The sequence below is a fragment of the Vibrio nigripulchritudo genome, assembly GCF_027924785.1.
In the GTDB taxonomy this organism is placed as follows: Bacteria; Pseudomonadota; Gammaproteobacteria; order Enterobacterales; family Vibrionaceae; genus Vibrio; species Vibrio nigripulchritudo.
In genome coordinates this window covers 982,456-1,007,257 of record NZ_AP027049.1, presented here as the reverse complement: position 1 = coordinate 1,007,257, position 24,802 = coordinate 982,456, and the positions used below count along the sequence as shown (strand labels likewise).

The following is a 24,802-nucleotide window of genomic DNA, read 5'->3' as shown; positions in this document are numbered from 1 at the left end:
AGCACTTAACCACTGATTAAAGTGACCTTATTTTGTTTTTTGTTATTATCGAATAACTGTTTTCGCCATCGCGGTTTTTTGGCACCTGCTTTTTATGAATGATTTGGATGCTCTTGAGCAAGAGTTGAAAGACGAATTGCATGAATTGAAATGCAAGTTAGATCATGCTCGTCTTTCGCATCGAGATTCTCTTTTTAAATTTAAAAGAGAGCAAAACGTTCTTAAGCGTATAGTTGCTAATCTAAGTGATGCATGCCAAGGTAATAACCAAGATCTTGATAGGGGTTTAACAGGTTTAAAGAAAGACCTAGAACAACATCAAGATGTCACTAAGTTAATACCCAAGCTTGTCGTCATAGAGAGAATGCTGAAGCAAAACACGGTGACCATGGAAAAAAAGACAATTCACTTAGACGAGCGAATTAAACATAGCGGAGAAACGTTGCAGCGCATTCCAGGTCTGCCTGCACAATTAAAACGTGATCTGCGAAATCTGCTTCACTTCCCTAGTAAAAAACTCACTCAAGAAATCGATCAGGCTATTCGTCTTCTTGGTATTTACGAGCGCGCCACTAAAATTATGGCGTCAAATTCCCGTAATAATCTGAATCTTGAAAAAGCAGTCGACCAGGAAATTTTTGATCGTCTGTCTGAAGAATTGCAAAACCTGATAACCGAACTGGATTTTGATGGTGAATCGGGCGAATTACTTACCGACATCAGAGCAAAACTTCTCATTGGCGTACCGCCTAATGAATTATTCGAGTTGATTCTTCAAATTCTTAAACTCGTTATTCAAGGTACACATTTCGAGCGAAAAACGTCCGAACAATTCCTTGATCAAGTCAACAGCTCACTGAATACGGCAATAAAGAACACATCTCAGAATATTGAGCAGAGCCTGTCTTACTCTGAACATCGTAAGATGATGCATTTTGAGATCAATGAACTGGTTTCCCAAGGCAAAACCAGCCTCGACTCGGATTTGGATGTAGAACAACTGAAAGGGGCGATTGCTCCTTTGCTTGATCAGATAGGTTCTCTCACAGAAAGATTGCAACATATTGAGAAGCGCGAGCAAGCCTTAACCGAGCGTTTGAGCTACAGCCACAATCAACTTGAAGCACTTCAGGAAGTCACTCAGGACTACCGCAGAAGGCTACAAGATCAGGCTCAGCGCTTACTGCTTGATCCCCTCACGAAGGTTTATAACCGTGCAGCTCTGGCAGACAAACTGGAGCTGGAATATCGCAGATGGATTCGTGCTCAACACTCTTTCCGCATTCTGTTGCTCGATATTGATAACTTCAAAACCCTCAACGACAGCTTCGGATACAGCGCAGGTGACAAGGCACTGAAAATCATTGCCCGAACCATTAAGAAAGCCGTAAAAGACACCGACACCGTTGCCCGTTTCTCTGGTGAGGAGTTCTTAGTGCTGCTTCCAGATCAGGTCGACGCAGAAACCCATGCTGTGACACAAAAGATTCAGGCACAGATTGCCAAACTTCCATTTAAGTTCCGCGATCAAAGTATCACCATCACCGCCTCGGCAGTTTGTGCGATCTTCAGTGATACCGACACCCCTGAAGAAGTACTGGAACGACTGCAGCTCGGTCTGAAAAACGCCAAGCGCACAGGTCCAAACCAACTCGTCTGGCTGTAAACCCCCGCATATTCCTCCTTGTAACAAAGACTTACCCCACAAATTGCTCAATTATTCGCTAAATCCGGGTGGCGAAACCGCCAATTCCTGTGTAAGGTGAAATGACAGGGTAGAGAAATTAACAAAAACAAAGACTTTCTGCCCAAAGGAGGAGCCTATGATTACTCATATCAGCCCTGCAGGCAGCATGGATTTGCTGTCTCAGATCGAAGTAGAACGTCTAAAAAAAACCGCCTCTAGCGAGCTTTATCAACTCTACAGAAATTGCAGCCTCGCAGTTCTCAATTCCGGCAGCCACACTGACAATTCCGAAGAGCTACTTGATAAATACAAGTCATTCGACGTGAGTGTCATGCGCCGCGAGCGCGGCATCAAACTGGAACTCAATAATCCACCTGACCATGCATTCGTCGATGGCACTATTATTACGGGCATTCAAGAACACCTTTTTTCTGTGTTGCGAGACATCGTCTACGTCAATATGCATCTCGCGGACAATCAGCGCCTGAACCTGACTAACGCAACTCACATTACCAACCTAGTCTTTGGTATTTTGCGTAATGCTGGCGCGCTTCATCCGGGCATCGATCCTAACCTAGTGGTGTGCTGGGGTGGTCACTCTATCAATCCAATCGAGTACCAATACACACGTGAAGTGGGTCATGAGCTCGGATTGCGAGAACTCAACATCTGTACTGGGTGTGGTCCCGGTGCAATGGAAGGACCAATGAAAGGTGCCGCCATTGGGCACGCTAAGCAACGTTACGATGCCCAGCGTTATATCGGCTTAACCGAGCCTTCTATTATTGCTGCTGAGCCGCCTAACCCAATAGTGAATGAGCTCATCATCATGCCGGATATCGAAAAACGTTTAGAAGCGTTTGTGCGCATGGCTCATGGAATTGTGATATTCCCAGGTGGTGCTGGAACCGCAGAAGAGCTGCTTTACATATTGGGTATCATGTTGCATCCGGAAAACGTCGATCAGCCGATGCCGATCGTATTAACGGGTCCGAAAGAAAGCGAAGCCTACTTCCGATCCATTGATAAATTCATCGGGGACACACTTGGTGAAGAGGCGCAAAGCCGCTATCAAATCGTCATTGGGGATCCAGAGAAAGCAGCACGAATCATTAAAGAAGCGATGCCGGAAGTTCGTGAACACCGTAAAGAAACAGGCGATGCCTACAGCTACAACTGGTCACTGAAAATTGAACCGGAATTCCAACTGCCATTTGAACCGACACACGACAATATGGCGAATCTGGATTTACATCTCAATCAGAAGCCAGAAGTTCTGGCAGCAAAACTTCGTCAGGCTTTCTCGGGCATCGTTGCAGGTAATGTCAAAGCAGAAGGTATCCGAGAAATAAAACGCAAAGGACCTTTTGTTATCGATGGCGATCCGACATTGATGAAGAAAATGGACCGTTTGCTGGCCGATTTTGTCGAGCAGCAACGAATGAAGCTTCCGGGTTCGGAATACATTCCATGCTACAAAATTGCGCTATCTGACCACTAGCGTCCTTCCTCTATGGTCAACATCCATCGATTCCAATACACTAAGGGGCATACGCCCCTTTTTCTTTAGAATTCAAAAATGTCGATTCATCTTGTCATCATTGATGCGCTTAACTTAATCCGAAGAGTTCATTCTGCGCAGCCCGATCCAAACGATATCGCCCGCACTATCGAAACCACTGGCAAGACCCTGAATCGCATTTTGTCTGAAGCAAAGCCTACCCATATCATCGCCGTATTCGATCACCACTTACAAAACCGAGGGTGGCGAGCGGATATTCTTCCCACATACAAAGAGAATCGCAAACCCATGCCGGAGCCTCTGTTGAATGGGCTGGATGCGATTCAGGAAGCCTGGTGGCAGTTAGGGATCGATTCTTTACTTTCAGACGGTGATGAAGCGGATGATCTTGTCGCAACTTTGGCGTGTAAGGTGGCGAACCACGGTGAAAAAGTCACCATTGTGTCGACGGATAAAGGGTATTGCCAACTGCTTTCCCCTACCCTGCAAATTCGGGATTACTTTCAGCATCGCTGGCTGGATGCGCCTTTTATCGAAAACGAATTCGGTGTAAAGCCGGAACAACTCGCCGATTACTGGGGGCTAGCAGGCGTCAGTTCCAGCCAGGTTCCGGGCATTCCAGGGATTGGTCCTAAAGCAGCGAAAGAAATTCTGAACCTATACCCTGATATCGAAACAGCCAATGCATCGGAAGACCTCCCGGCAAAATACCGGAAGAAGTTTGACGAGCATTTCGAGTCCGCAAAGATTTGCAAGCAGATCTCCGCTCTTAAAACGGATATGGAGCTCGGATTTAACCTGCAAGATATCCGCTTTTCAAAGAATTAAGCTGCATTTCGAGTCAATTAAATACGTTTATAAAACCTGTTGTGTAATCCGTTTCATTCACAAGCTAAACACTTGGATAGCCTTATCTTACAAAGTACTGATTAGTTTAGAACCGGATTCACAGTCTTATTGATAGATTTCGTTATTTTTAATTCTCCTAATAACGGAGATAAAAAATAATGAAAACACTTTTCCTGCTCTCTATCACTGCCATCCTTTCGTTCCCAACATTCGCGCAAACGTGCGCCAAACATCTTGAGAAAGGATTACCGTCAGCTCAAAGCGATCAAATTCTGTGTCGTGACGGCTATGCGGTGGGCTACAACTACAACACCAAAAACGCAGACTGGGTGGCATACCACATCACCGCAGACGGCGTGAATGTGTCCATTAAACGCAAAAACGCATTCAAAGCCGATCAGGAGTTACCGGAATATGCCCGTTCCACTCTGGCTGATTATCGAGGTTCTGGGTACGACAGAGGTCACCTTGCGCCCTCTGCGACGATGGACTTTACTCGACAGTCCATGCTGCAAAGCTTTCTGATGAGTAACATGTCTCCTCAGCTACCCGGGTTTAATCGAAATGGCTGGAGAATACTGGAGGAACATGTCCGCGATTTAGCAAACGAATACCAAGAACTGTACGTGGTCACAGGTCCAATCTACCGAGGTGGAGAGAGCATTATCGGTGATGGCGTCATCATACCTAGTGCGTTTTACAAAGTGATCCTCGATCCGAACCACGATGAAGCGATTGCCTTTATTGTTCCTCATCAAGAGGTGACGGGCGCAGAACTCGAAAGCTTTATTGCGACCATCGATGAAGTTGAAAGTCAGACTGGGTTGGACTTTTTCTCGACCACGCCAGATACTATTGAAGACAGCATGGAATCTCTTGAGTGGACTCAAATGTGGCCAACAAGCCATTAAGAACACTTAAAACATTGCTTCAATAACCAAAAAATCCAATCGGTCATCGATTGGATTTTTTCTATTAATCTGACTTAATTTTGAAGCCTTTGTATCACACAAGCTTATCCAGACGCTCTCCAAAGAGCTCTTTTCTCCACCCTTGCATTACGTCTGGCACGCTGGCTGGATTTCTGTCTTTCTTCCATACCCAGCTGATCAACTGATTGATTTGTTTTTTCGATGCCAGGAACTCCGTCGCTAATCCGCTTTTTTGAGACGCTTTTTTGACTTCGTCTTTCAGCTGTTTGAATAGCTGTTTATAGCCCGGCTTATCCATGAGTCTTTCAATCACATCTGGGTGCTCATCTTGTGGCACCTGTTCACCCTTTTTCACCATGGAAATTACAGTATTGCCATGGCGGCGAATTTCGCGATGATCAAAGCCTTGCTGCTCCATTTGCTTCAAGCCCTTGATACCAAATCGAGCGCATGCCCACAGGTTTTGCTCGCGGAAGACAAAGTTCAGCGCCAAGTCGCGTTTTAACGCTTCTTCTAAACGCCACTGAGCCAGAATTTTAAGGATGGCGAGCTGGTTTGGTCTGAGCTGCCAGGCACCTTTAATGTCCAGATAGGCTTTCTCTGGGTTATGGGTAACCACGCGTTTAGATGCAATCAGATCCGATTCCTGTTGAGCAGCTTCCCACCAGCCCGCGTCTTTTACCGCAGCTTCCAGCTTTTCATACATTGGCAGCAAATAATGCACATCAGCTGCTGCATATTCCAATTGCTTGTCCGTTAAAGGTCTTGCTAACCAGTCGGTTCTGGCTTCGCTTTTATCCAGCTCGACACCTAAGTACTCTTTCACTAATGCAGCAAAACCAGTCGACAAACCGTGGCCTAAAAACGCAGCCATGATTTGTGTGTCCATCATAGGTACTGGAATGGTGCCAAACACGTGAGCAAACACTTCTAAATCTTCTCCGCAGGCATGAAGTACTTTCAGCACTGACGTGTCTTTAAGAAGGCCAACAAACGATGTCATGTCGGAAATGACAGTAGGATCAATGAGGGAAAGCACATCACCATCAAATAGCTGAATTAAGCCAAGCTGAGGGTAAAAAGTGCGGGTTCGGACAAACTCGGTGTCCAGCATCACAGTATCGGCGTCGCGCGCAGCTAAACAAACAGCTTCCAATGCTTCTTTTGTATCGACTATTTGGTAGTTCACTTTATTCTCTTATTCATCATTCTGGATATACCCAAACCATTCATCAGGTCAAAGAGTAGTTGGGTTATCAACAAGCATAAAAAATGCCAGCAATTGCTGACATTTTAACACTCAAAGAGAATTTATGCTGAGCTTTCAACCGACTTAGGCTGAGGCATTCTCCTGATTTTCTTCACGAAGCGCTCTTCTTAGAATTTTACCGACGTTGGTTTTCGGTAAGTCATCGCGGAATTCAACCACTCGTGGAATCTTGTAGCCAGTCAGGTGTTCACGGCAGTGACCAATCAATTCTTCCTTGGTCAGGCTAGGATCGCGCTTCACAACACAAATCTTCACTACTTCACCAGACACTTCATGCGGCTCGCCGATTGCTGCCACTTCAAGCACTTTACCGTGCAAAGAAACCACATCTTCGATTTCGTTCGGGTATACGTTAAAGCCAGAAACCAGAATCATGTCTTTCTTACGGTCCACAATATGCAGGAAGCCGTTTTCATCGAACTTCACAATGTCGCCGGTAGAAAGCCAGCCATCCTGATCAATCACGTCTTTTGTCGCTTCAGGGCGTTGCCAGTAACCCTGCATCACCTGTGGTCCACGAACCTGTAGCTCTCCTACCTGATCATTCGCAAGCACCTTACCTTCATCGTCTACAATTCGAACGTCAGTAGAAGGCACAGGCAAACCAATTGCCCCGCTGTATTCGGTTGAATCATGTGGGTTTGCTGCCACAAGTGGTGCGCATTCGGTCAGACCGTAGCCTTCCAGCAGGAATCCACCAGTTATCTCTTTCCATTTGTCGGCAACGGCACGCTGCACCGCCATACCACCGCCCACAGCAATGCTTAAGCGGCTGAAATCCAGTTCTTTAAAGTCTTCGTTATTCACTAACGCATTGAACAATGTGTTCACGCCCGTAATCGCTGTAAACGGGTATTTTTGCAATTCTTTAATGAAACCTGGAATGTCACGCGGATTGGTGATCATTAAGTTGCGACCGCCAAGTTCGATGAACAGCAGGCAGTTCACTGTCAGCGCGAAGATGTGATAAAGCGGCAACGCGGTAACCACCAGCTCACGACCTTCCGTCAGAACCGGTCCGTATGCGCCTTTGGCCTGCATTACGTTAGCCAACATATTACGGTGCGTTAACACCGCGCCTTTAGCAACGCCGGTTGTACCACCGGTGTACTGCAGAAATGCAATATCATCACCCGACATAAATGGCTTCACGTATTGCTCTCGGCGACCTTTGCGAATCGCCTTACGGAACGAAATCGCGTTAGGCAAATCGTATTTCGGCACCATGCCTTTCACGTATTTGACCACGAAGTCCACCAATGTGCCTTTTGCGCGCGGCAACATCTGACCCAAGCTAGTCAAAATCACATGTTTAATTGGAGTATTGTCGACCACTTGCTCCAGTGTATTGGCAAAGTTTGACACAATTACGATGGCTTTTGCGCCAGAGTCGTTAAGCTGATGCTCTAACTCGCGCGGTGTGTACAGTGGGTTTACGTTTACCGCAATAAGACCCGCACGCAAAATACCGAACAAAGCAATCGGGTATTGGAGTAAGTTCGGCATCATAATAGCGACGCGGTCGCCTTTCTGAAGCTTGAGTTCATTTTGTAAATAAGCAGCAAATGCTCGGCTTCGCTCTTCCAGTTTACGGAAGGTCATCACCGATCCCATATTCATGAAGGCAGGCTGGTCGGCATATTTATGTACCGATTGCTCAAACATCTCTACCAGTGATGGGTAGCTGTCCGGATCAATGGTTTCTGGTACGTCACTCGGGTAACGTGATAGCCAAACTTTATCCACAAATAAACTCCTCAAACTTGACTCGCTGTTATGTACGGTTCCAATGAACCGACCTATTACAGCACAGTCATTCGTATAGTGATACGAATTAATCAAACACTTGTTTAAATTTTGTTAACCAAATCCACAATCAATTGACTGACCTGGTCTGGGCATTCCAAATGGCAATGATGACCGCCCGGAACAGTAAACCAGAATTCGCTTGGTTGACCGCTCTTATCCATACTTTTTAATTTACTGAACCCTTTTTCGCCCAATATCACAAGATGAGGGCAGTTGAGGCTATCCAGTACATTCTGGCGATGCGGCGCTGACATGCGGTACAGAGAGTCGCATTTTAGTTTTTCATCGTGTCGCCAGAACCAACGATCTTCAACCTGCTCAAGAGCCCGATATACCAAAGGTCGAATAAGGTCTTGTGATACTTGTGCCCTCACAGCACGCAATCGGACAGCATCTTCCGGATCGGACAGGCTTTTGATAGGTTTGTCGCGATGCTTTAGACGGCTTTCAATACCAGAACGCAGCCTTTTCACACCATTTTCTGCTTCTTCAGCCAGAGGACCATACCCTTCAATTTCGACCGAAGCTGCTATCTTTTCAGGAAACGCGGCACTATAGCAACTTGTGACTAATGCACCAAGTGAATGCCCTACCAAAACCACTTCATTCGCTGAAAGTTTCAACAAAGTGCGGTGAAGATCGTCTATATAGTCATGAAAAGGATAAAAGTTGTCCTCTCCCTTGGAACTGGAAAGACCGTGCCCGGGCAAATCTATCGCAATCAAATGCCAGTCTGGCTTTGACTGGAGCATCGACGCCATCACTGAGATAAAACTGGCGGCGTTATCCATCCAGCCATGAACAAAAACGACCGTCTTAGCGGCCGTTTTTGCGTTACCCATTTCAATGGCTGCGATGCGCTGATGCTCATCCAGCCAATATTGTGTTTGTTCCATCATTTCACTTCTTGGATGACTTTTGCCTTACTGGAACCCAGTCGGCTTGAGCGGCAGTGAATACCGTAGCAAGGGTACAGATAAGTATCAAAGTCATGAATGATCACAGACTCTTCAACCTTCCACAAATGCATTCCGTAAGCATTCATCACTGGGAATGTATATTCAAACTCCCCTACTTTGCCTTTCTCTGTCGGTTGAGATTTACCTACTACAGTGACCACCCGACCTTCAGCAAAGGTAACGGGATCGACAAACCCTTCAACGTAAGCGACAAAGCGACCATTGGCATCGGTACTGATGTCTGGTTTTCCAGTTTTGCTGATGGGCAAGTTTACCACTTCAATACGAGACTGCTTTTCCAAATTGGTGACACTGGCAATCAGACCGCCCAAACGAACGTCCACATTCTGTTCAGAAGATGACGCAAATGTAGGGTAATCGGTAATCACATTTTCAGATTGGGCTGTGAGCTGTTCTGGCAGGCTGGAACAGGCAGAAATAAGAAGGGCGGATAGGATAAGAAGGGATCGGCGAACTGACATAACATGCTCCGACAATTAAGACTGATATCAACTATATCAAACTGATACACCTAAGTAACTTGATGTTACGTTGGTATTCGGTCTGAAATTCAAATATAGATATCGACCCCCAAAAGCTGGGCAAGTTCCTCTTTTTTAGCCTGGTTCATCACATCCATATACTCTTCCATCGCCCGACGAGAGCGCCCTTCAGGTAGGTCATATTGGATTTGTGCTTTATGGATATCCGACTCATTCACATGACGGATAGTTTTGGCAACGGCGTCCGCAACCTTAGTAGGCTGACTTGTAGGTTGCTTCCCATCATTTTTCTTAACCTTAGACTGCTTTTGCGTCTTGTTGGTATTGGGGACAACAACTGGAGGTAAACCGTTAATGGATGCCATAAAAGTCCTTTGGTTTTATACCTGAGCCCGAAAAACAAGCTCAGGTATACTCGTTTTTACTCTTTACCCGGCAGCTTTTTCCAAGCCACGTTATCACGTAAATAAACCGGGCTAGATTCCTCTACTGGAACCGTATTTCCTTTCGCGAATTCGAATTGTGCCAGTACTACCATGTCCTGTGCATCTGGATACAGCACGTCTCCAGCGTCAGTAGAAATGGGTAATCCATTCATTTCTTCTGAGTAAGCGTCCCAACCGGTGCCCGCTTTCGTCCAAATCTGGCCATCGTCCGTCAAGTTTTCTGCCAGTACAGAAGGTGGAACCACACATTCGGCGTCGTGTTCTACCCATTCGCCACTTTCTTGACGCACATAGCGGCTCCAGTACACTTCACTCATTCGCGCATCGATAGCCACTGCCGCTGAGGCTTTGCCATGCACGCGGTAAGTCGCCTGTGCCATAGCCTTCATGGTTGATACACCAATCATAGGCAAATTCGCACCGAATGCTAAACCTTGTGCAATACCAATGCCAATTCGCACACCCGTAAAGCTGCCCGGTCCACGTCCGAACGCCAAAGCGTCCAGGTCCTGAAGCGTCACCCCTGCTTCTTTTAGTACTTCATCTACCATAGGCAGCACTTTTTTGGTGTGGTCACGGGGTGCAACTTCGCTTCTTGCGTACAGTTGACCATCGACTATCAGTGCCACAGAACAGTTTTCCGTTGCGGTGTCTAAAGCTAGAATTTTTGCGCTCACATTACGCCTCAAGTTTTTCATTTGTTTCTTGTTGGGATAAATCAATATCAACCAGGAATTCACTGATGATTCCTAAATCCCGTGTTCTTGGAATCGGCGGCAGGCTTCGTAAGAACACTGCGCCGTAATCACGCGTCACCAGCCGGTTATCGCAGATGATCAATGCCCCCTGATCTTTCTTATCTCGAATCAGACGCCCGACTCCCTGTTTTAAGGTAATCACCGCATCTGGAATCTGTACCTGATTAAAAGGTTCGCCGCCGCTGAGCCGACAATCTTCAATTCGAGCCTTAAGCAAAGGGTCATCTGGTGCCGTAAAAGGAAGTTTGTCGATGATAACACAGCTCAGTGCATCGCCTCTTACATCGATCCCTTCCCAGAATGCCCCAGTCGCCACCAGCAAAGCGTTACCGAGTTCTAAGTACTCTGCTAATAGTTTCTGCTTGGTGGTTTCTCCCTGCATCAACACAGGGATAGAAAGCTGTTCCCGGAACCGCTCTGCCAGCTCGCGCATCATACTGTGGGAGGTGCAAAGAAAAAAGCATCGACCGCCGTTTTTCTCAATAACGGGTCCTAACATTCTGGCGAGCTTATCCGCCATGCCGGGGCTATTTGGCTCAGGTAAGTACCTTGGTACACAGAGCTTGGCTTGCTGCTCATAGTCGAACGGGCTAGGTAAAGAGAATTGCTGAGAAGGCGCGAGTCCTAGCCGTTGCGTGAAATGGCTAAAATCATCCTGAACAGCGAGCGTTGCAGACGTGAATATCCACGCCCCCTGCTTCATCTCAACTTGCTCTCGGAATTTCTCGGCAACAGAGAGCGGCGTAATGTGTAACGAGAAATGTCTTGGCGAGCATTCAAACCAGTAGGAATACCCGGTAATACTCACTTCGCAGACTCGCTCAATGCGCGCTTTGATGGCATTGGCTCTTTCAAACGCCGCGTCCAGAAGCTCACTTCGACCCAAGGCAACTTTTAACACATCGATGGCTAAGTCCAACACATCTATCAGCCTTGTTGTTTCACGCTCAATCGAAGGGGAATTCATGGCTTCACGCCAGTTTCCTCGAAACCCCGGTTCTCCTAATACTAAACGCATGTCCATAGCAGACTGAACAAGCCTGTCTGCTACTTTCTGCAACTGCCTCATATCTTTGGCTTCGGTGCGGTAGCCGATTTCGATGTCTTTGGATAATTCTTGAATTTGACGACTAGAGATCGACGAACCGAAGTACTGGCTGGCGATATCAGGGATCTGATGCGCTTCATCGAAGACAAACACATCCGCCTCGGGGATCAGTTCACCAAACCCGGTTTCCTTGATCGCCAAGTCTGCCAAAAACAGGTGATGGTTCACCACCACTACATCGGAATCCATGGCTTTCTGGCGAGCTTTCACCACAAAGCAATCCTGATAGCTGGGGCATTCTTTGCCTAAGCAGTTATCGTTGGTTGAGGTGATGTCAGGGATAACAGGGCTGTCTTCGGCAATGTCACTGCACTCCCCCAGATCTCCACTTTTGGTCTCCGACGCCCAGCTCCGCACTTTCACCAGTTGAGACAGTAATGTGGAGTCCGCTTCTACTGAGTGACTTTCCACCATCTGGCGGCTTAATCTGTCTAAACACAAATAGTTCGAACGCCCTTTCAGCAACGCGACACTGCCATAGAAGCCAAGAGCATCAGTCATTAAAGGGAGATCGCGGTGAAAAAGCTGTTCCTGAAGGTTTTTGGAACCGGTGCTGATGATCGTTTTTTTCCCGCTAAGTAAAGCAGGAACCAGATAAGCAAACGTCTTGCCTGTTCCTGTTCCGGCTTCAACTACAAGCTGTGACTGCTCTTTGATGGATTTTTCCACAGCGCGCGCCATATCAAGCTGAGCCTGACGCGGCTGAAAGCCTTTGATTGCTTTACCTAATGCGCCATCGGAGGAAAAAGTTTTGTCGATCATAAATGCTGTAGGTTGGGGTCTGTTGATCCTAAAGAGAAAGACCGAATTATGGCAGGTTTAAAGCAAGGGCGCGAACTCAAATTGAGATCCGCGCCCTTCAGTAATCACTTTGGCTTTTATTTACGGTTTAGGTAGCGCTCAAGCCATGCAGGTCCTTGGAAAGAGTCATCGCTCATCAGTGCATTAGCGGCTTCAGAAGGTGTGGCTTTTTCTTCCCAGAGCTGGTTGAGCATATCTTCATCGATATCGTGATTCCCAACAAGAGACGTGACGCGTTCTACATACAATCTACGGGCTAACAGTTCTTTATCCATCAGAATCACCTCTTTGATATGCAGGAGTAAAAACCATTGAGTTTCTAAGCAGACTCCTGAACTTGCTTATTTTGTTGAAACCACCGTCATAATAGATTAATTATAGACAACATATTGAGGCTCACACCGCGAATTCTTTTTTATAAAGCCCACTCTTGTCTCAAAAAAATTTATTCGGAAATCAAAAAAATTATTACAGGAAGTAACCAAAAAAATGCAACGAAAAACGCTACTTACGCATTGTAATGATGCCCCCGGACTCATCTCCAAAATCACCAATATTTGCTATAAGCATCAGCTCAATATTATTCATAATAATGAATATGTTGATAATTCAAGCGGTCATTTTTTCATGCGTACCGAACTTGAAGGCTACTTTAATGATGAGACTTTCTTACTCGACTTAGACCAGGCACTACCAGAAGGTGCAAAAAGAAAACTGGTAGGCTCAGGTCGCAAAAAGGTCGTCATTTTAGTGACGAAAGAAGCGCACTGTCTGGGTGACATTCTGATGAAGAACTACGACGGTAGCCTGGATATAGACATTGCAGCGGTTGTAGGCAACTACGATACCCTTCAGAATCTGACGGAAAAATTCGACATTCCATACCACCATGTATCCCATGTGGACCTGTCTCGTGAAGAGCATGAGCAAAAAATGCTGGAAGTGATTGATAGTTACGATGCAGATTACCTGATTCTGGCAAAATACATGCGCGTGCTTACGCCGTCGTTCGTTGAACAGTACCACCACAAGATCATCAATATTCATCACAGCTTTTTGCCTGCCTTTATTGGCGCAAAACCTTACCAGCAAGCATTTGATCGCGGTGTGAAGATCATTGGTGCAACCGCGCACTTCGTCACCAACGATCTGGATGAAGGTCCAATCATTAAGCAGGACGTGATTCCAGTCGACCATAATTTCAGCGCATCCGATATGGCTCAAGCGGGACGCGATGTTGAGAAAAACGTGCTCAGTAAAGCCATCAATAAAGTGGTAAATGATCACGTGTTTGTTTACGGCAACAAAACTGTGATTCTGTAAAACTCATTGAAAAACAAAAACGGCGAGATAATTTTATCTCGCCGTTTTTGTCGTAACCTAAATTAAAGTTCAGATTGTTCTGATGCCACTACGTCTTTCAAAGAATGCGGATGGAGCTTGATACAGACTCCGTTGTATTTAAAGGCAACAGTAGGATTTGGCAGCCGTTCTCCCTCCCCTTTAGGGCTGGAAAGCTTCATTTTCACGCCCATTTCCGACAATTGCGGTAAAACTTGGCTGAATTGAGGAAATTGCTGCTGCAAAAACAGCAAATAGTCGTCAGCAGACTGCGCGGTTGATGGAATAACGAACTCCACATGCTCCCAGGATTCTTCTGGATAAGTTTTCCCCGACGCCGGATAGGGCAACTCCAGGCACTCAATGTCCCAACGGCTGGCGTTAAGCAAATCATTAAATGCTAACACTATGATCGGGCGACCATTAATCTGTGCTGATGAAATCTCCTTTCCCCAGCCAAGCCAAGCTTGGTGCGCGGCTTTTGCCGTCTCTGAATCATTGATTCGAAGCGCAATATGATCGGCTTGATAATCCGTTAAGTCGATTTGAACTAGCTCCGCCAACGCTTCAATTTTCTTCATAAATTCGGGCAGTTGGCCGACTATATTTTCTGGCATTAAGTCCTTACGAACAGAGAGAGGAGACATGGATTACTCACTAAAATCTGATTTTCCGGCAATTCTATCAATATCGTAGCGAAAAGTAGAAAAAATCATTTTTTTCCGACTACTAGAGCCGAGAGAAAGTTGGTATGATTAACGCCATTTTGTGAACTAGAACAAGTATCCATTCCCTCTCCACCAAATATGTGGGTTAACTCTGCGGGAATGCATCAGAGCAATTCTTAGAATTGAAGGAAACTCGAGTGAATATCCAAGCACTTATTAACGACAAAGTATCTCAGGCTCTCGAAGCCGCTGGCGCACCTGCAGGCAGCCCTGCAGCTGTTCGCCAATCAGCAAAAGCACAGTTTGGTGACTACCAGGCAAACGGCGTAATGGGCGTAGCAAAAAAACTGGGTACGAATCCTCGAGAATTTGCACAAAAAGTACTGGATGTTCTTGACCTGGAAGGCATTGCGAGCAAAACCGAAATCGCAGGTCCGGGTTTCATCAACATTTTCCTAAGCGAAGAGTTCCTGGCAAAACAAGCAGACGCTGCACTGGCAGACGAGCGTTTGGGTGTGGCGAAAGACGAAGAAAAAACCATCGTTGCTGACTACTCTGCGCCAAACGTTGCAAAAGAAATGCACGTAGGTCACCTGCGTTCTACCATTATCGGTGATGCAGTAGTCCGCACACTGGAGTTCTTGGGTCATAAAGTGATTCGCGCCAACCACATCGGCGACTGGGGCACACAGTTCGGTATGCTTATCGCTAACCTTGAACGTGTACAGCAAGAGTCAGGTGAAGTTTCGATGGAGCTTTCTGACCTAGAAGCTTTCTACCGTGAATCAAAGAAACTGTACGACGAAGACGAAGAGTTCGCCGTTAAAGCACGTAACTACGTTGTGAAGCTGCAAAGTGGCGACGAGTTCTGCGCAGAAATGTGGAAGAAGCTGGTCGACATCACCATGATTCAAAACCAGCGTAACTACGACCGTTTGAATGTTTCTCTGACTCGTGATGACGTTATGGGCGAGAGCAAGTACAACGACATGCTTCCTCAAATCGTCGCTGACCTTAAAGAAAAAGGTCTGGCGCAAGAAGATGACGGCGCACAAGTTGTATTCCTGGACGAGTACAAAAACAAAGACGGTGAGCCTATGGGCGTTATCGTTCAGAAGCGTGATGGCGGTTTCCTTTACACTACAACCGACATTGCCTGTGCTAAGTACCGTTACGAGCAGCTAGGCGCTGACCGTGTACTTTACTTTATCGATTCACGTCAGCATCAGCACCTGATGCAAGCGTGGACGATTGTTCGTAAAGCCCAATACATCCCTGAGTCTGTTTCTCTTGAGCACCATGCATTCGGCATGATGCTAGGCAAAGATGGCAAACCATTCAAAACTCGTGCTGGTGGTACAGTTCGTCTGGCTGATCTTCTGGATGAAGCGGAAGAACGCGCAGCAAAACTGATCGAATCTAAGAACCCAGAGCTGGCTGCAGAAGAGAAAGCGAAGATTGCCAACACAGTTGCAATGGCAGCCGTGAAATACGCCGACCTTTCTAAGCATCGTACGACCGATTACGTGTTCGACTGGGACAACATGCTGGCATTTGAAGGCAACACTGCGCCTTACATGCAATACGCCTACACTCGTGTTGCGTCTGTATTTGCAAAAGCTGGCGTTTCTATGGATTCACTTGAAGGTGAAGTAAAAATCACTGAAGAGAAAGAAAAGACACTGATCGCGAAACTGCTTCAGTTTGAAGAAGCGGTGCAGTCTGTAGCTCGCGAAGGTCAGCCTCACATCATGTGTAGCTACCTGTTCGAACTGGCAGGTCAGTTCTCCAGCTTCTACGAAGCTTGCCCAATCCTGATTGCCGAAGACGAAGCCGTGAAGCAAAGTCGTTTGAAACTGGCTGCGCTAACAGCGAAAACCATCAAACAAGGTCTGTCGCTGCTGGGTATCGAAACCCTAGAGCGTATGTAATCTGGCTGACAGCTAAATCTTCAACAAAAATCCCTCGAACAGTTCGAGGGATTTTTTTATTTGAACATCCTAGATCAAGATAAGTTAAGGATTAATCACACACCCAGTTCATACGGGAGAAATCAAAGTAAAAACTCTGCATTGGTATGTAATTCAGCCCTTTCAGACATTTGTGTACACCAAGCTTATCCACTGAATTTTGCAGGAAAATATCGACCTGATTGTCGACCAGATATTGCTGAACCTGCTTGTAGATTTCATTGCGCTTGGCAGGATCGTTTTCCAGTCTTGCCTGTTCAATCCAGCTATCCACTTTTGCATCTTGCAGCCACGACATGGATGCCCAACTACCCGACGCATCTGAGTGGTATTGGTTGAAGAATACCGCGTCTGGTGATGGGTACACTGGCTCATAAAAGATCTGATTCACATGCGGGGTGGTTTCAGGTTTTGACGCAATCTCCGTCACTCGGTTCCATGGGTCTTTTTGCAATGTGGTCTTGAACCCGATGGTTTCCAGAGTCGATTGCAGTAATAGGGCTATTTCCTCCTCAAACGCCGCACCTGCGACATACCCCAGCACCAATGGGATTTTGCCTTTGCCTGCGTATTTCGACTGGTCAACATACTGCTTGGCTTTATCCAGATTAAACTCAGGGAGCTTAAGTGAATCAAGGTAAGCCGATTTAAATGCAGGAGGCAAAGGTCCTGCCAGAGGTTCACCTTCATATATCACTTCATTGATGGTGGCGTAATCCACGGCGTATGCGATCGCTTTTCGAATGTTCACATCGTCGGTAGGCGCTACTTTGTTGTTCAGCTTTATATAGAATCCGGTCGCGGTTTTCTGTTTGTCGATTTCATAGTTTTTCAGCTTCGCCAGTGCCGAATAGGTTTCTTCTGCCTGATAAACACTGGTGAGGTGCAGTTCTTCCTTGTTTGCCAGCGCTTTAACTGTGGCTTCATCATTGGTAACCAACAGACGAACTTTGTCTATTGGTTTATCACCAAAACTACCGTGGTATCCGGTGTAGCGTTCAAGCATCATCCGGCTGCCACGTTGCCAGCTCACTTTCTTATAAGGTCCTGCTCCCAGTACGTTCTCGGCAATGTAGTCTTCAGCCCATTTGTCGCTGCCACCTGCTTCCATGGCTTTGTCACTGTTCACGACAAACAAAAGCGGTGTGGTGGCTAAAAATGCGGATGACGGTTCAGTAAGACCAATCTGAACGGTCTGCCCGTCCACCGCTTTTAACTTATCCAGGTCAATGCTTTTCGAAAAGAAGCCCGCCGGACCTTCATTAAGGGTCAATAGACGTTGAATGGAATACACCACATCTTTGGCTTGCACCGAACTGCCATCGTGGAAAGTTGCGCCTTTTTTCAGGTGAAACAGATAGGTTTTCCCGTCTTCAGACACTTCCCAACGCTCTGCCAGCAAAGGGGCAATATCGCCGGATGTATTTACCGTTGTCAGACCGTCATACAGGTTTACCGCTCCCATGTATTCGGTGTAGTCCGTGATTTTCGCCGGGTCGATGGTTCCGATTATCTGAACCATGCTGACGGTAATCTCCACGGGTTTGTTGTCTGCGGCGACAAATGGTGCAGACAAGACACCAGCAATTGCCAGCGCTTTTGTTGCTTTCTTCATAACCTCTACTCCATGTTCTATTTAGCCCGCCATTCGGCGGACAAACTTCCTTCCGTGTTACCTTTAATCGATAAAAGTTACCCTTGATCGATCAAAGGTCGGTATTCGATTTCTGGATAGCCAAATGCCGCAGGTCCAACAACTTCCAGTGCTCGCGGCGTACAAAGCAATGGATGACAAGGGATTCCGACCACGGCGACCTTCTGCCCATAACGAAGAACGTCGGTGGTAATGGCATGACCGGTATCAATGTTTAACACCACGATCAGATCCGGAACGCTGACCATGGTTTTGCCATTCATTCGAAACACCAGATTTTCATTCTGAATATCGATATTGGCTTCTTCACCTTGGTATTCACTCAAACCTTGCAAAGTGAGCTGACCCACGGTGAAGCCGGAACGCATGCGACGCTCCAAGTCGACTATCTTGCCTTTGAAAAGCATCACGCCGTTTTCTGAATTCATGATGACATCGATAGGATTGCGCTTGGCTTCGTTCGCCTCCATGACCGCTTTACCTAATCTCAATGCCTGGCTAACGGTGCCCGGAATGGCGTATTTTTTAACAAACGACCCTTTCATTGGCGCTTCTGCCATGGCGGCACTACCGCCCATTTCCACAACTGTGGTTCGGGCAAGGTTTTCAAGCCAGTATTCGTCTTTTAGTTTCTGGAATACCACGTTGTTACCGTGGCAGTCAGACATGGCGGCAGGCATGCTGCAATGACCATACATGCTGAACGTTGTCATTTGCATCTCAGGGAAGGCACGTCCCATGCCGTCACCGTCCACTACAGGCAAGTCGAGCTGAGCAGCTGCGGTCATGGGTTTGATTCCATTTGCCCCACCAATTTCAACGGAGATAATGGCGTCTACTTTGCGCCCGGTCTCCCGTTCCAGAATCTCCACAACCCTTTTTAGCTCTTCGCCTTCATTGATTTTTTCAACTGAAACCGCTGGTGCGCCAATTTCGCCAATAGAGACTACCAACGCGTCATCAGGCAACTCTTCCATCGACATCAGGCGAATTCGTCGCCCTTGACGCAACTGTTCTAAAACCTCTAACTTCCCGTAGTAAGGGTTACCTCCCCCACCGGTTCCGAGGATTGCAGCGCCAATTTCGATGGCTTCGATGTCTTGTACTGTCAGTTCTTTCATGATCCCACCTTTAAATCGCCCACAACTTTTAAGCGCACTCTCGTGGCATTACCTGGCAGGTACGCCAATGGCACATCTTCCTTTTCCACCACTTCGATTGATTCCGGCATCGCTCCTGCGTGAATAGCTCGTTCCGTTGCTTCTTGCTCTGCCTGAGAAAACGCTTCTTCACGGCTGATCTCCGCTAAGCTGTAGACTCTGTCTACCTCACCGCTCACCTGAGCAATTGCCGCCCCTACCGCATTGGCAACGTGGAAATGAGGCGGTCGAATCACTTTCAAATCCCCGACCTGCTCTTTCACCAACACACTGCCGCCGCCAACCGCCAATACCGGAATGGGCGTTTTGGATAAGCGGTTGCTTTCTACCGCATCAAAAATCAGTTCGTCGATTTGCTTGCTGCACTCTTCGAGAAGTTCGTCAGACAAATCATCCACCGCGGAGTGATCACCGAGTTCCAGTTGCCCGAGAGCCACCGCAATGTCCGACGTGGTAAGCGTATTACCACCAAACACCAAAGCTTCTTTACTCAGGCGGTAGCCGACACTGTCGGGACCTACACTGATCAGCCCGTTTTCCTGATGAATTCGGGTACCGCCACCCAGACCAATACTCACCATGTCAGGCATACGGAAATTGGTTCTCACACCACAGATGTCGACGTGCGCGTTTGCCTGACGAGGAAAACCATTCTGAAGCAGACCGACATCACTGGTTGTGCCGCCTACATCCACAACGATGGCGTCTTTCAAACCAGAAAGAAAAGCGGCGCCTCGCATGGAATTTGTGGGGCCACTGGCAAACGTCAGCACAGGGAATTTTTTCACGTAAGTTGCGCTCATCAATGTGCCGTCGTTCTGGGTGATATAAAACGGGCAATAAACACCGCACTCATTGAGCGCATGTTCGAACGCCTTAACGGTTTTTTCGCTCAGTTCACGCAGACTTGCATTCAGAATGGCGGCGTTTTCCCGCTCCAGAAAACCGATGCGCCCAACATCCACCGAACAAACGATGTCAAACTCTTCCCAGACTGAACTTAGGATTTCTGCTGCTCTTCGCTCCATATCGTCATTGACCGGACCAAAGACACAATTCACCACCACGTGGCGGATCCCCTTATCTTTCAGCTCATTAGCGATGTCAGTCAGTGCCGATTCGTCAAGAGGGTTGATGGCTCTGCCATCAAAGTTGTAGCCGCCTTCAATTTCGTAGTGGTGGCGTCCAATGGCATCTACCAGCCCTTCTGGCCATTGGGCCATGGGAGGAATTGCTGAAGAGCTAGGCAGTGCCAATCGGATCACCGCTGTCTGGGTTAACCGGGTTTGTTCAACGACCGCATTGGTAAAATGCGTTGTCCCAATCATTACCGCACTGAGGTCTTTCTTATCCACTTTCCCTGTGCTTAGTACCTGATTGAGCGCTTCTTTCACTCCGCTGGTCACGTCCTTGGTGGTGTTCATTTTCACCGACGCAAGCAACTCGCTTCCTTTCATTATCACGGCATCCGTGTTGGTGCCGCCGACGTCGATACCGACTCGTAAATCTAAAGACATGAAAAACTCCGTTTTATCTTCCTTTGCCTCGCTAAAGCGAGGGCTTGCTGTTTTGTTCTTCTTCACTCAACACCGGAATGGCGTTTATCAGGCGTCGGGTATAGGGGTGTCTTGGTGACTCGAATACACTGTCTGGCTCGCCTTCTTCCACCACCTTGCCACGTAGCATTACCGCGATCTGAGTGCAGAAATTCCGCATCAGACTTAAATCGTGAGAGATAAAGATGTAGGTCAGACCAAGTTCGCGATGCAGACGCCTAAGCAGCTCAATCACGCTCTTTTGAACCGAAACATCCAATGCTGACGTGGGTTCATCCAGCACCAGAATTTTTGGGTTTGCGGCTAATGCCCTCGCAATGGCGACCCTTTGCTTCTGACCGCCAGAAAGGTTTCCGGGATAGAGTTCTGCATGGTGCTCTGTGAGCCCCACCATGTTCAGAATCTCCAGAATTCGCTGATTCAAAGCCTCCCCTTTCAGCCCGGCGATAAACTTAAGCGGCACTTCGAGAATTTGCCTTACACTGCGCTTAGGGTTCAGCGAGCCTCCGGGATTCTGATACACCATCTGCACGGCATGAGACCCGTGTTCCGACTGGTATTCACTCAGGCTTTGCTGACCAAAATTCAGAACGCCGGATGTGGGCGATTCGAGCCCCATGACCATTCGGGCTACCGTGGTCTTTCCCGAACCAGACTCGCCTGCCAGCCCGTAAATATCTCCATCACGAACCGTCAGTGACACATCCTGAACCGCATGATTGGTATGAATCGGGCGATATAAGAGGTTCCTTTCCGTGACAAAAGACTTACTCAGAGAAGCAATGTTCAAAAGTGTTTTGCTGTCTGGTCTTGGGGTTGAATGAACATTCGGACCATATAAAGGAGGAACAGCAGCAAACAGGCGCTGAGTGTAAGGGTGGCAAGGCGTTGCAAACAGATCCGTTACGCTGCCATGCTCAACAATTCGACCATGTTGCATCACGTACACATAATCGGATGCCTGACGGACTACCCCTAAATTATGACTAATCAGAAGCAGCGCTAGATTCTCTTCTTCCACCAGTGTGTTGATAAGACGAATAATCTCGGCCTGAGTAGTCACATCCAGCGCCGTCCCTGGTTCATCGGCTATCAGCAATTTGGTTGGATGAAGTAATGCCATGGCGATCAATACTCGCTGACGCATACCACCGGAAAGCTGAAACGGGAAGCTCTTGTACACGCGTTCTACTTCATTGAGCTGCACCTTCTTCAGCGCTTCATAAATGGCTTCCTGACGCTGCGCTTTACTGCGCGATACACCCTCACGCTTATCAACGTATTTAAGAACGTCATCAAGGTGCGTTCCGATACGAAAAACGGGGTTAAATGAAGACAGAGGATCTTGCTGAATCATTGACATAACTGTGCCTTTCAGCCCTTCCCGCTCCTCTTTACCCAGTTCAAAAACGGACCGTCCTTCAACGTCGATTTCTCCACCAAGTACCCGCGCGGTTCTTTCTGGCAGATTGCCAATCAGGGCTTTGCTAGTCACACTTTTTCCTGATCCTGTTTCTCCAACTAATGCCACTCGCTGACCGGGCTGGATCTGGATGGATACGTTATGCAAAACCTGCTTGGATACGCCGTAGTTTTCAAAGCTGACATTAAGGTTGCGGATATCGACCAGAGCACTATTCGCCATCGTTACACCTCCACATCCAGCATGTCCCTAAGACCATCGCCCAGGAGGTTAAAGCCGAAAATGGCATACAATATGGCGGCACCGGGAAGCAGTGCTTCCCACCAGTATTCCGGCAGATATTCTGCTCCTGAAGCCACCATGGTTCCGAGATCCGGTGTAGGAGGCTGAACCCCCAGCCCAAGGAAGCTCAGTGTGGCGCCAAACAGAATGACGAATCCGGCATCAAGGGTCGATTTCACGGTGATCGCCCCCATGCAGTTGGGAAGTAATTCTTTAACCAAGATGTGGTACGGGCTGGCACCCGCCATTTTTGCTGCCTCGATGAATTCCTCTGTCATCAGACTTTTTGCCAGTCGATAAACCAGCCGACAGTGCCAGTTCCACCACAAAAAGGAGATCGCAATCATGGCATTGGTTAAGTTGGGTTCCAGCACGGCAGTAATCGCCAGCGCTAAGGCAAGAGGAGGCACTGCAAGTAACATGTCATTCAACCGCATGATGGCAAATTCAACCCAGCCACCTGCATACGCAGCCAGAAGACCCAAAGTGACACCAATGGGTATGGCAATACCTAGCACACCAAATACGAGTTTCAGGCTGACCTGGTAACCGAAAATCACTCGTGTAAAAATGTCTCGTCCGACGTTGTCAGTACCAAACCAGTACTCAGAGGATGGTTCTAAATGACGAGCTCGAAAATTCACATAGCTGCCTACCTGATCCGCATAGGGAGAAATCCAAGGAGCAAACAGCGCAGACAACACCACACTCAACACAATAAACGCGCCAATGATCGCCATTGGGTTGGCAGAAAATCTGCGCCAGTATTTCTGAAAAGAGGTGGTGGTATGAGCCTGTTCATTTACAGACACTTCTTCGGAGCCATTGGGTAGTGTGGTCAATGAATCGGATTGCTGATCCATATTAGCGGGCTCCTTTGAGTCTGAGTCTTGGGTCGACAATGGAGACGAGGATGTCGATGGTCAGGTTGGCGACGATGAAAATCACACCAGACACCAGAACCACTCCCATTACCGCGTTGAAATCGTTGTGGAGAATGGTGCGCACTCCGTAACTGGCGATCCCTGGCCACGCAAATACCATTTCCACCACAAAAGCATTGCCAATCAGAGACGCAAACTCCAACCCAAGAATGGTAAGTGGCGCAGAGGCACTTAATCGCCATAAGTATTTGAAAGTGATAAGAGGTTTAGGTACACCTGCCGCTCGCAAGGTATCCACATGATCGCGATGAGCAAACTCAATCACACTTGAGCGAGTAATGCGCATCACCTGGGCAATGCCCGCTGCGGACAGTGCAATACTGGGTAGCAGCAGATGCTGAAAGCCATCAAGAAAAACATCTCCGCGACCCGCCAGTATGCTATCGACCAGTATCAGACCCGTGACATCCGCTTCAAACGCCAGATCAGCATCCAACCGCTCCAAAACAGGCAGGTCAATCAGCCCAATACTGGCAAGCAGTTGAAAGATTATCGCCAATAAAAATGCGGGCGTGACCACCCCCATCAACGAAAGCAGTCGAGAGCATTGATCTATCCATGAATTTTGTCGGTAAGCCGCCAGTACTCCCAGAGGGATTGCGATGACGGTCATAAGGAAAACAGTGCAAATCACCAATTCTAGTGTGGCAGGAAGGGCGTTAGTAATATCGCGAGCCACAGGCTGCCCTGTGAGTAGGGAATCTCCCATGTCGCCTTGCAACACACCGGATATATAGTTGAAGTACTGAGCTGCTGCAGGCTGATCCAATCCCATTTCATGGCGCAGAGACTGAACCTGCTCATCTGTGGCAAGCGGCCCAAGCGCAATCCGAGCGGGATCCCCGGGGATTAGCCGGGCGACAGTAAAAATAATGACCGAGAGACCGAACAAAACCAGCGCAAATCCTGCGACTCGCTTTGCCAGCATCCTGAGGACTTCCATGTGCTGACTCCATATAACATCCGGCTTCCTGCCGACTGCTTTTTGTACAATAAATACAAACTAACAGCCGTCCTGAAACAGCAACAAGCACACTTTTGGGTAGTTTTTTAACTAATTCGGGTAGGAGGGCAGTAATGAAACTCAAAGCAGATGCGCATTTGACGTTCAAGATGGAAGTAGTGCTTGGGAAATGAGTCGCTCTGAAGGTTATTTTGGG

Annotated in this window: 21 protein-coding genes; 6 read left to right on the top strand and 15 right to left on the bottom strand. The window is 47.6% G+C overall.

Annotated elements, in window-relative coordinates; translation table 11 throughout:
- The first annotated feature begins 94 nt into the window (after positions 1–94).
- The 4 genes from QMG91_RS04855 to QMG91_RS04840 all read left to right on the top strand — a co-directional run bounded on the left by QMG91_RS04855 (position 95) and on the right by QMG91_RS04840 (position 4,969).
- The gene (locus tag QMG91_RS04855) at positions 95–1,666 is read left to right on the top strand and encodes a GGDEF domain-containing protein (protein ID WP_004399385.1); all 1,572 of its coding nucleotides are present in this window, start codon (positions 95–97) and stop codon (positions 1,664–1,666) included.
- A 157-nt stretch (positions 1,667–1,823) separates the two neighbouring features.
- Positions 1,824–3,188 carry a nucleotide 5'-monophosphate nucleosidase PpnN gene (gene ppnN / locus QMG91_RS04850; RefSeq protein ID WP_022551297.1) on the top strand — a complete coding sequence of 455 codons (1,365 nt, stop codon included), beginning with the start codon at positions 1,824–1,826 and terminating at the stop codon, positions 3,186–3,188.
- A gap of 78 nt (positions 3,189–3,266) precedes the next feature.
- Positions 3,267–4,037 carry a flap endonuclease Xni gene (xni, locus tag QMG91_RS04845; RefSeq protein WP_004407443.1) on the top strand — a complete coding sequence of 257 codons (771 nt, stop codon included), beginning with the start codon at positions 3,267–3,269 and terminating at the stop codon, positions 4,035–4,037.
- A gap of 179 nt (positions 4,038–4,216) precedes the next feature.
- Entirely contained in the window at positions 4,217–4,969 is a 753-nt protein-coding gene (locus QMG91_RS04840; protein ID WP_200766837.1) for a DNA/RNA non-specific endonuclease, read from the top strand.
- 94 nt (positions 4,970–5,063) lie between these two features.
- Here the strand turns inward: QMG91_RS04840 and rnd are convergent, their stop codons facing one another.
- The 8 genes from rnd to QMG91_RS04800 all read right to left on the bottom strand — a co-directional run bounded on the left by rnd (position 5,064) and on the right by QMG91_RS04800 (position 12,919).
- Positions 5,064–6,179, bottom strand: coding sequence for a ribonuclease D (rnd, locus tag QMG91_RS04835; protein ID WP_281829212.1), 1,116 nt, complete (start codon positions 6,177–6,179; stop codon positions 5,064–5,066).
- Positions 6,180–6,323: 144 nt separating this feature from the next.
- Positions 6,324–8,006, bottom strand: coding sequence for a long-chain-fatty-acid--CoA ligase FadD (gene fadD / locus QMG91_RS04830; protein WP_004407435.1), 1,683 nt, complete (start codon positions 8,004–8,006; stop codon positions 6,324–6,326).
- Between the two features lie 104 nt (positions 8,007–8,110).
- Positions 8,111–8,965 carry an alpha/beta fold hydrolase gene (locus QMG91_RS04825; protein WP_281830437.1) on the bottom strand — a complete coding sequence of 285 codons (855 nt, stop codon included), beginning with the start codon at positions 8,963–8,965 and terminating at the stop codon, positions 8,111–8,113.
- Positions 8,965–9,510 carry a Slp family lipoprotein gene (locus tag QMG91_RS04820; protein ID WP_004407431.1) on the bottom strand — a complete coding sequence of 182 codons (546 nt, stop codon included), beginning with the start codon at positions 9,508–9,510 and terminating at the stop codon, positions 8,965–8,967. Before QMG91_RS04820 ends, QMG91_RS04825 begins: the two co-directional genes overlap by 1 nt.
- An 89-nt stretch (positions 9,511–9,599) precedes the next feature.
- The gene (locus QMG91_RS04815; RefSeq protein WP_022551301.1) at positions 9,600–9,896 is read right to left on the bottom strand and encodes a hypothetical protein; all 297 of its coding nucleotides are present in this window, start codon (positions 9,894–9,896) and stop codon (positions 9,600–9,602) included.
- 56 nt (positions 9,897–9,952) lie between these two features.
- Complete coding sequence (gene tsaB, locus QMG91_RS04810) at positions 9,953–10,654, bottom strand: tRNA (adenosine(37)-N6)-threonylcarbamoyltransferase complex dimerization subunit type 1 TsaB (protein ID WP_281829209.1); 702 nt, start codon at positions 10,652–10,654, stop codon at positions 9,953–9,955.
- 1 nt (position 10,655) lies between these two features.
- A complete protein-coding gene (locus tag QMG91_RS04805; protein WP_281829208.1) occupies positions 10,656–12,605 on the bottom strand; it encodes an ATP-dependent DNA helicase in 1,950 nt (649 codons plus the stop codon).
- Between the two features lie 116 nt (positions 12,606–12,721).
- Complete coding sequence (locus QMG91_RS04800; RefSeq protein ID WP_022589972.1) at positions 12,722–12,919, bottom strand: hypothetical protein; 198 nt, start codon at positions 12,917–12,919, stop codon at positions 12,722–12,724.
- Positions 12,920–13,133: 214 nt separating this feature from the next.
- Here QMG91_RS04800 and purU point away from each other — a divergent pair, with 214 nt between their 5' ends.
- Positions 13,134–13,967 carry a formyltetrahydrofolate deformylase gene (gene purU / locus QMG91_RS04795; protein ID WP_004407423.1) on the top strand — a complete coding sequence of 278 codons (834 nt, stop codon included), beginning with the start codon at positions 13,134–13,136 and terminating at the stop codon, positions 13,965–13,967.
- 62 nt (positions 13,968–14,029) lie between these two features.
- Here the strand turns inward: purU and QMG91_RS04790 are convergent, their stop codons facing one another.
- Positions 14,030–14,632 (bottom strand): VOC family protein, encoded by a 603-nt coding sequence (locus QMG91_RS04790; protein WP_281829206.1) that lies wholly within the window; start codon positions 14,630–14,632, stop codon positions 14,030–14,032.
- A 218-nt stretch (positions 14,633–14,850) separates the two neighbouring features.
- Between QMG91_RS04790 and argS the strand changes: the two genes are divergently transcribed.
- Complete coding sequence (gene argS / locus QMG91_RS04785) at positions 14,851–16,584, top strand: arginine--tRNA ligase (RefSeq protein ID WP_281829205.1); 1,734 nt, start codon at positions 14,851–14,853, stop codon at positions 16,582–16,584.
- Positions 16,585–16,675: 91 nt separating this feature from the next.
- Here argS and QMG91_RS04780 read toward each other — a convergent pair whose 3' ends face one another.
- The 6 genes from QMG91_RS04780 to QMG91_RS04755 all read right to left on the bottom strand — a co-directional run bounded on the left by QMG91_RS04780 (position 16,676) and on the right by QMG91_RS04755 (position 24,585).
- Entirely contained in the window at positions 16,676–18,238 is a 1,563-nt protein-coding gene (locus tag QMG91_RS04780) for an ABC transporter substrate-binding protein (RefSeq protein ID WP_022613514.1), read from the bottom strand.
- Positions 18,239–18,315: 77 nt separating this feature from the next.
- Positions 18,316–19,398 (bottom strand): DUF917 domain-containing protein, encoded by a 1,083-nt coding sequence (locus tag QMG91_RS04775; protein WP_004407414.1) that lies wholly within the window; start codon positions 19,396–19,398, stop codon positions 18,316–18,318.
- A complete protein-coding gene (locus tag QMG91_RS04770) occupies positions 19,395–20,954 on the bottom strand; it encodes a hydantoinase/oxoprolinase N-terminal domain-containing protein (protein ID WP_022551308.1) in 1,560 nt (519 codons plus the stop codon). The genes QMG91_RS04775 and QMG91_RS04770 overlap by 4 nt, the downstream gene beginning before the upstream one ends.
- 31 nt (positions 20,955–20,985) lie before the next feature.
- Entirely contained in the window at positions 20,986–22,638 is a 1,653-nt protein-coding gene (locus QMG91_RS04765; protein ID WP_281829204.1) for a dipeptide ABC transporter ATP-binding protein, read from the bottom strand.
- A gap of 2 nt (positions 22,639–22,640) precedes the next feature.
- Positions 22,641–23,561, bottom strand: a complete 921-nt coding sequence (locus tag QMG91_RS04760; protein WP_223094630.1) for an ABC transporter permease — start codon at positions 23,559–23,561, stop codon at positions 22,641–22,643.
- Position 23,562: 1 nt separating this feature from the next.
- A complete protein-coding gene (locus tag QMG91_RS04755) occupies positions 23,563–24,585 on the bottom strand; it encodes an ABC transporter permease (RefSeq protein WP_281829201.1) in 1,023 nt (340 codons plus the stop codon).
- Positions 24,586–24,802: the final 217 nt, after the last annotated feature.

Excerpts from the sequence above, each read along its gene's own strand:
- purU (WP_004407423.1), top strand. The coding sequence starts at position 13,134 with ATGCAACGAAAAACGCTACTTACGCATTGTAATGATGCCCCCGGACTC.
- QMG91_RS04855 (WP_004399385.1), top strand. The coding sequence starts at position 95 with ATGAATGATTTGGATGCTCTTGAGCAAGAGTTGAAAGACGAATTGCAT.
- QMG91_RS04770 (WP_022551308.1), bottom strand. The coding sequence starts at position 20,954 with ATGTCTTTAGATTTACGAGTCGGTATCGACGTCGGCGGCACCAACACG.
- QMG91_RS04825 (WP_281830437.1), bottom strand. The coding sequence starts at position 8,965 with ATGGAACAAACACAATATTGGCTGGATGAGCATCAGCGCATCGCAGCC.
- QMG91_RS04800 (WP_022589972.1), bottom strand. The coding sequence starts at position 12,919 with ATGGATAAAGAACTGTTAGCCCGTAGATTGTATGTAGAACGCGTCACG.
- QMG91_RS04780 (WP_022613514.1), bottom strand. The coding sequence starts at position 18,238 with ATGAAGAAAGCAACAAAAGCGCTGGCAATTGCTGGTGTCTTGTCTGCA.
- QMG91_RS04815 (WP_022551301.1), bottom strand. The coding sequence starts at position 9,896 with ATGGCATCCATTAACGGTTTACCTCCAGTTGTTGTCCCCAATACCAAC.
- QMG91_RS04820 (WP_004407431.1), bottom strand. The coding sequence starts at position 9,510 with ATGTCAGTTCGCCGATCCCTTCTTATCCTATCCGCCCTTCTTATTTCT.
- xni (WP_004407443.1), top strand. The coding sequence starts at position 3,267 with ATGTCGATTCATCTTGTCATCATTGATGCGCTTAACTTAATCCGAAGA.
- QMG91_RS04760 (WP_223094630.1), bottom strand. The coding sequence starts at position 23,561 with ATGGATCAGCAATCCGATTCATTGACCACACTACCCAATGGCTCCGAA.
- QMG91_RS04790 (WP_281829206.1), bottom strand. The coding sequence starts at position 14,632 with ATGTCTCCTCTCTCTGTTCGTAAGGACTTAATGCCAGAAAATATAGTC.
- QMG91_RS04775 (WP_004407414.1), bottom strand. The coding sequence starts at position 19,398 with ATGAAAGAACTGACAGTACAAGACATCGAAGCCATCGAAATTGGCGCT.
- ppnN (WP_022551297.1), top strand. The coding sequence starts at position 1,824 with ATGATTACTCATATCAGCCCTGCAGGCAGCATGGATTTGCTGTCTCAG.
- QMG91_RS04755 (WP_281829201.1), bottom strand. The coding sequence starts at position 24,585 with ATGGAAGTCCTCAGGATGCTGGCAAAGCGAGTCGCAGGATTTGCGCTG.
- QMG91_RS04805 (WP_281829208.1), bottom strand. The coding sequence starts at position 12,605 with ATGATCGACAAAACTTTTTCCTCCGATGGCGCATTAGGTAAAGCAATC.
- QMG91_RS04765 (WP_281829204.1), bottom strand. The coding sequence starts at position 22,638 with ATGGCGAATAGTGCTCTGGTCGATATCCGCAACCTTAATGTCAGCTTT.
- QMG91_RS04840 (WP_200766837.1), top strand. The coding sequence starts at position 4,217 with ATGAAAACACTTTTCCTGCTCTCTATCACTGCCATCCTTTCGTTCCCA.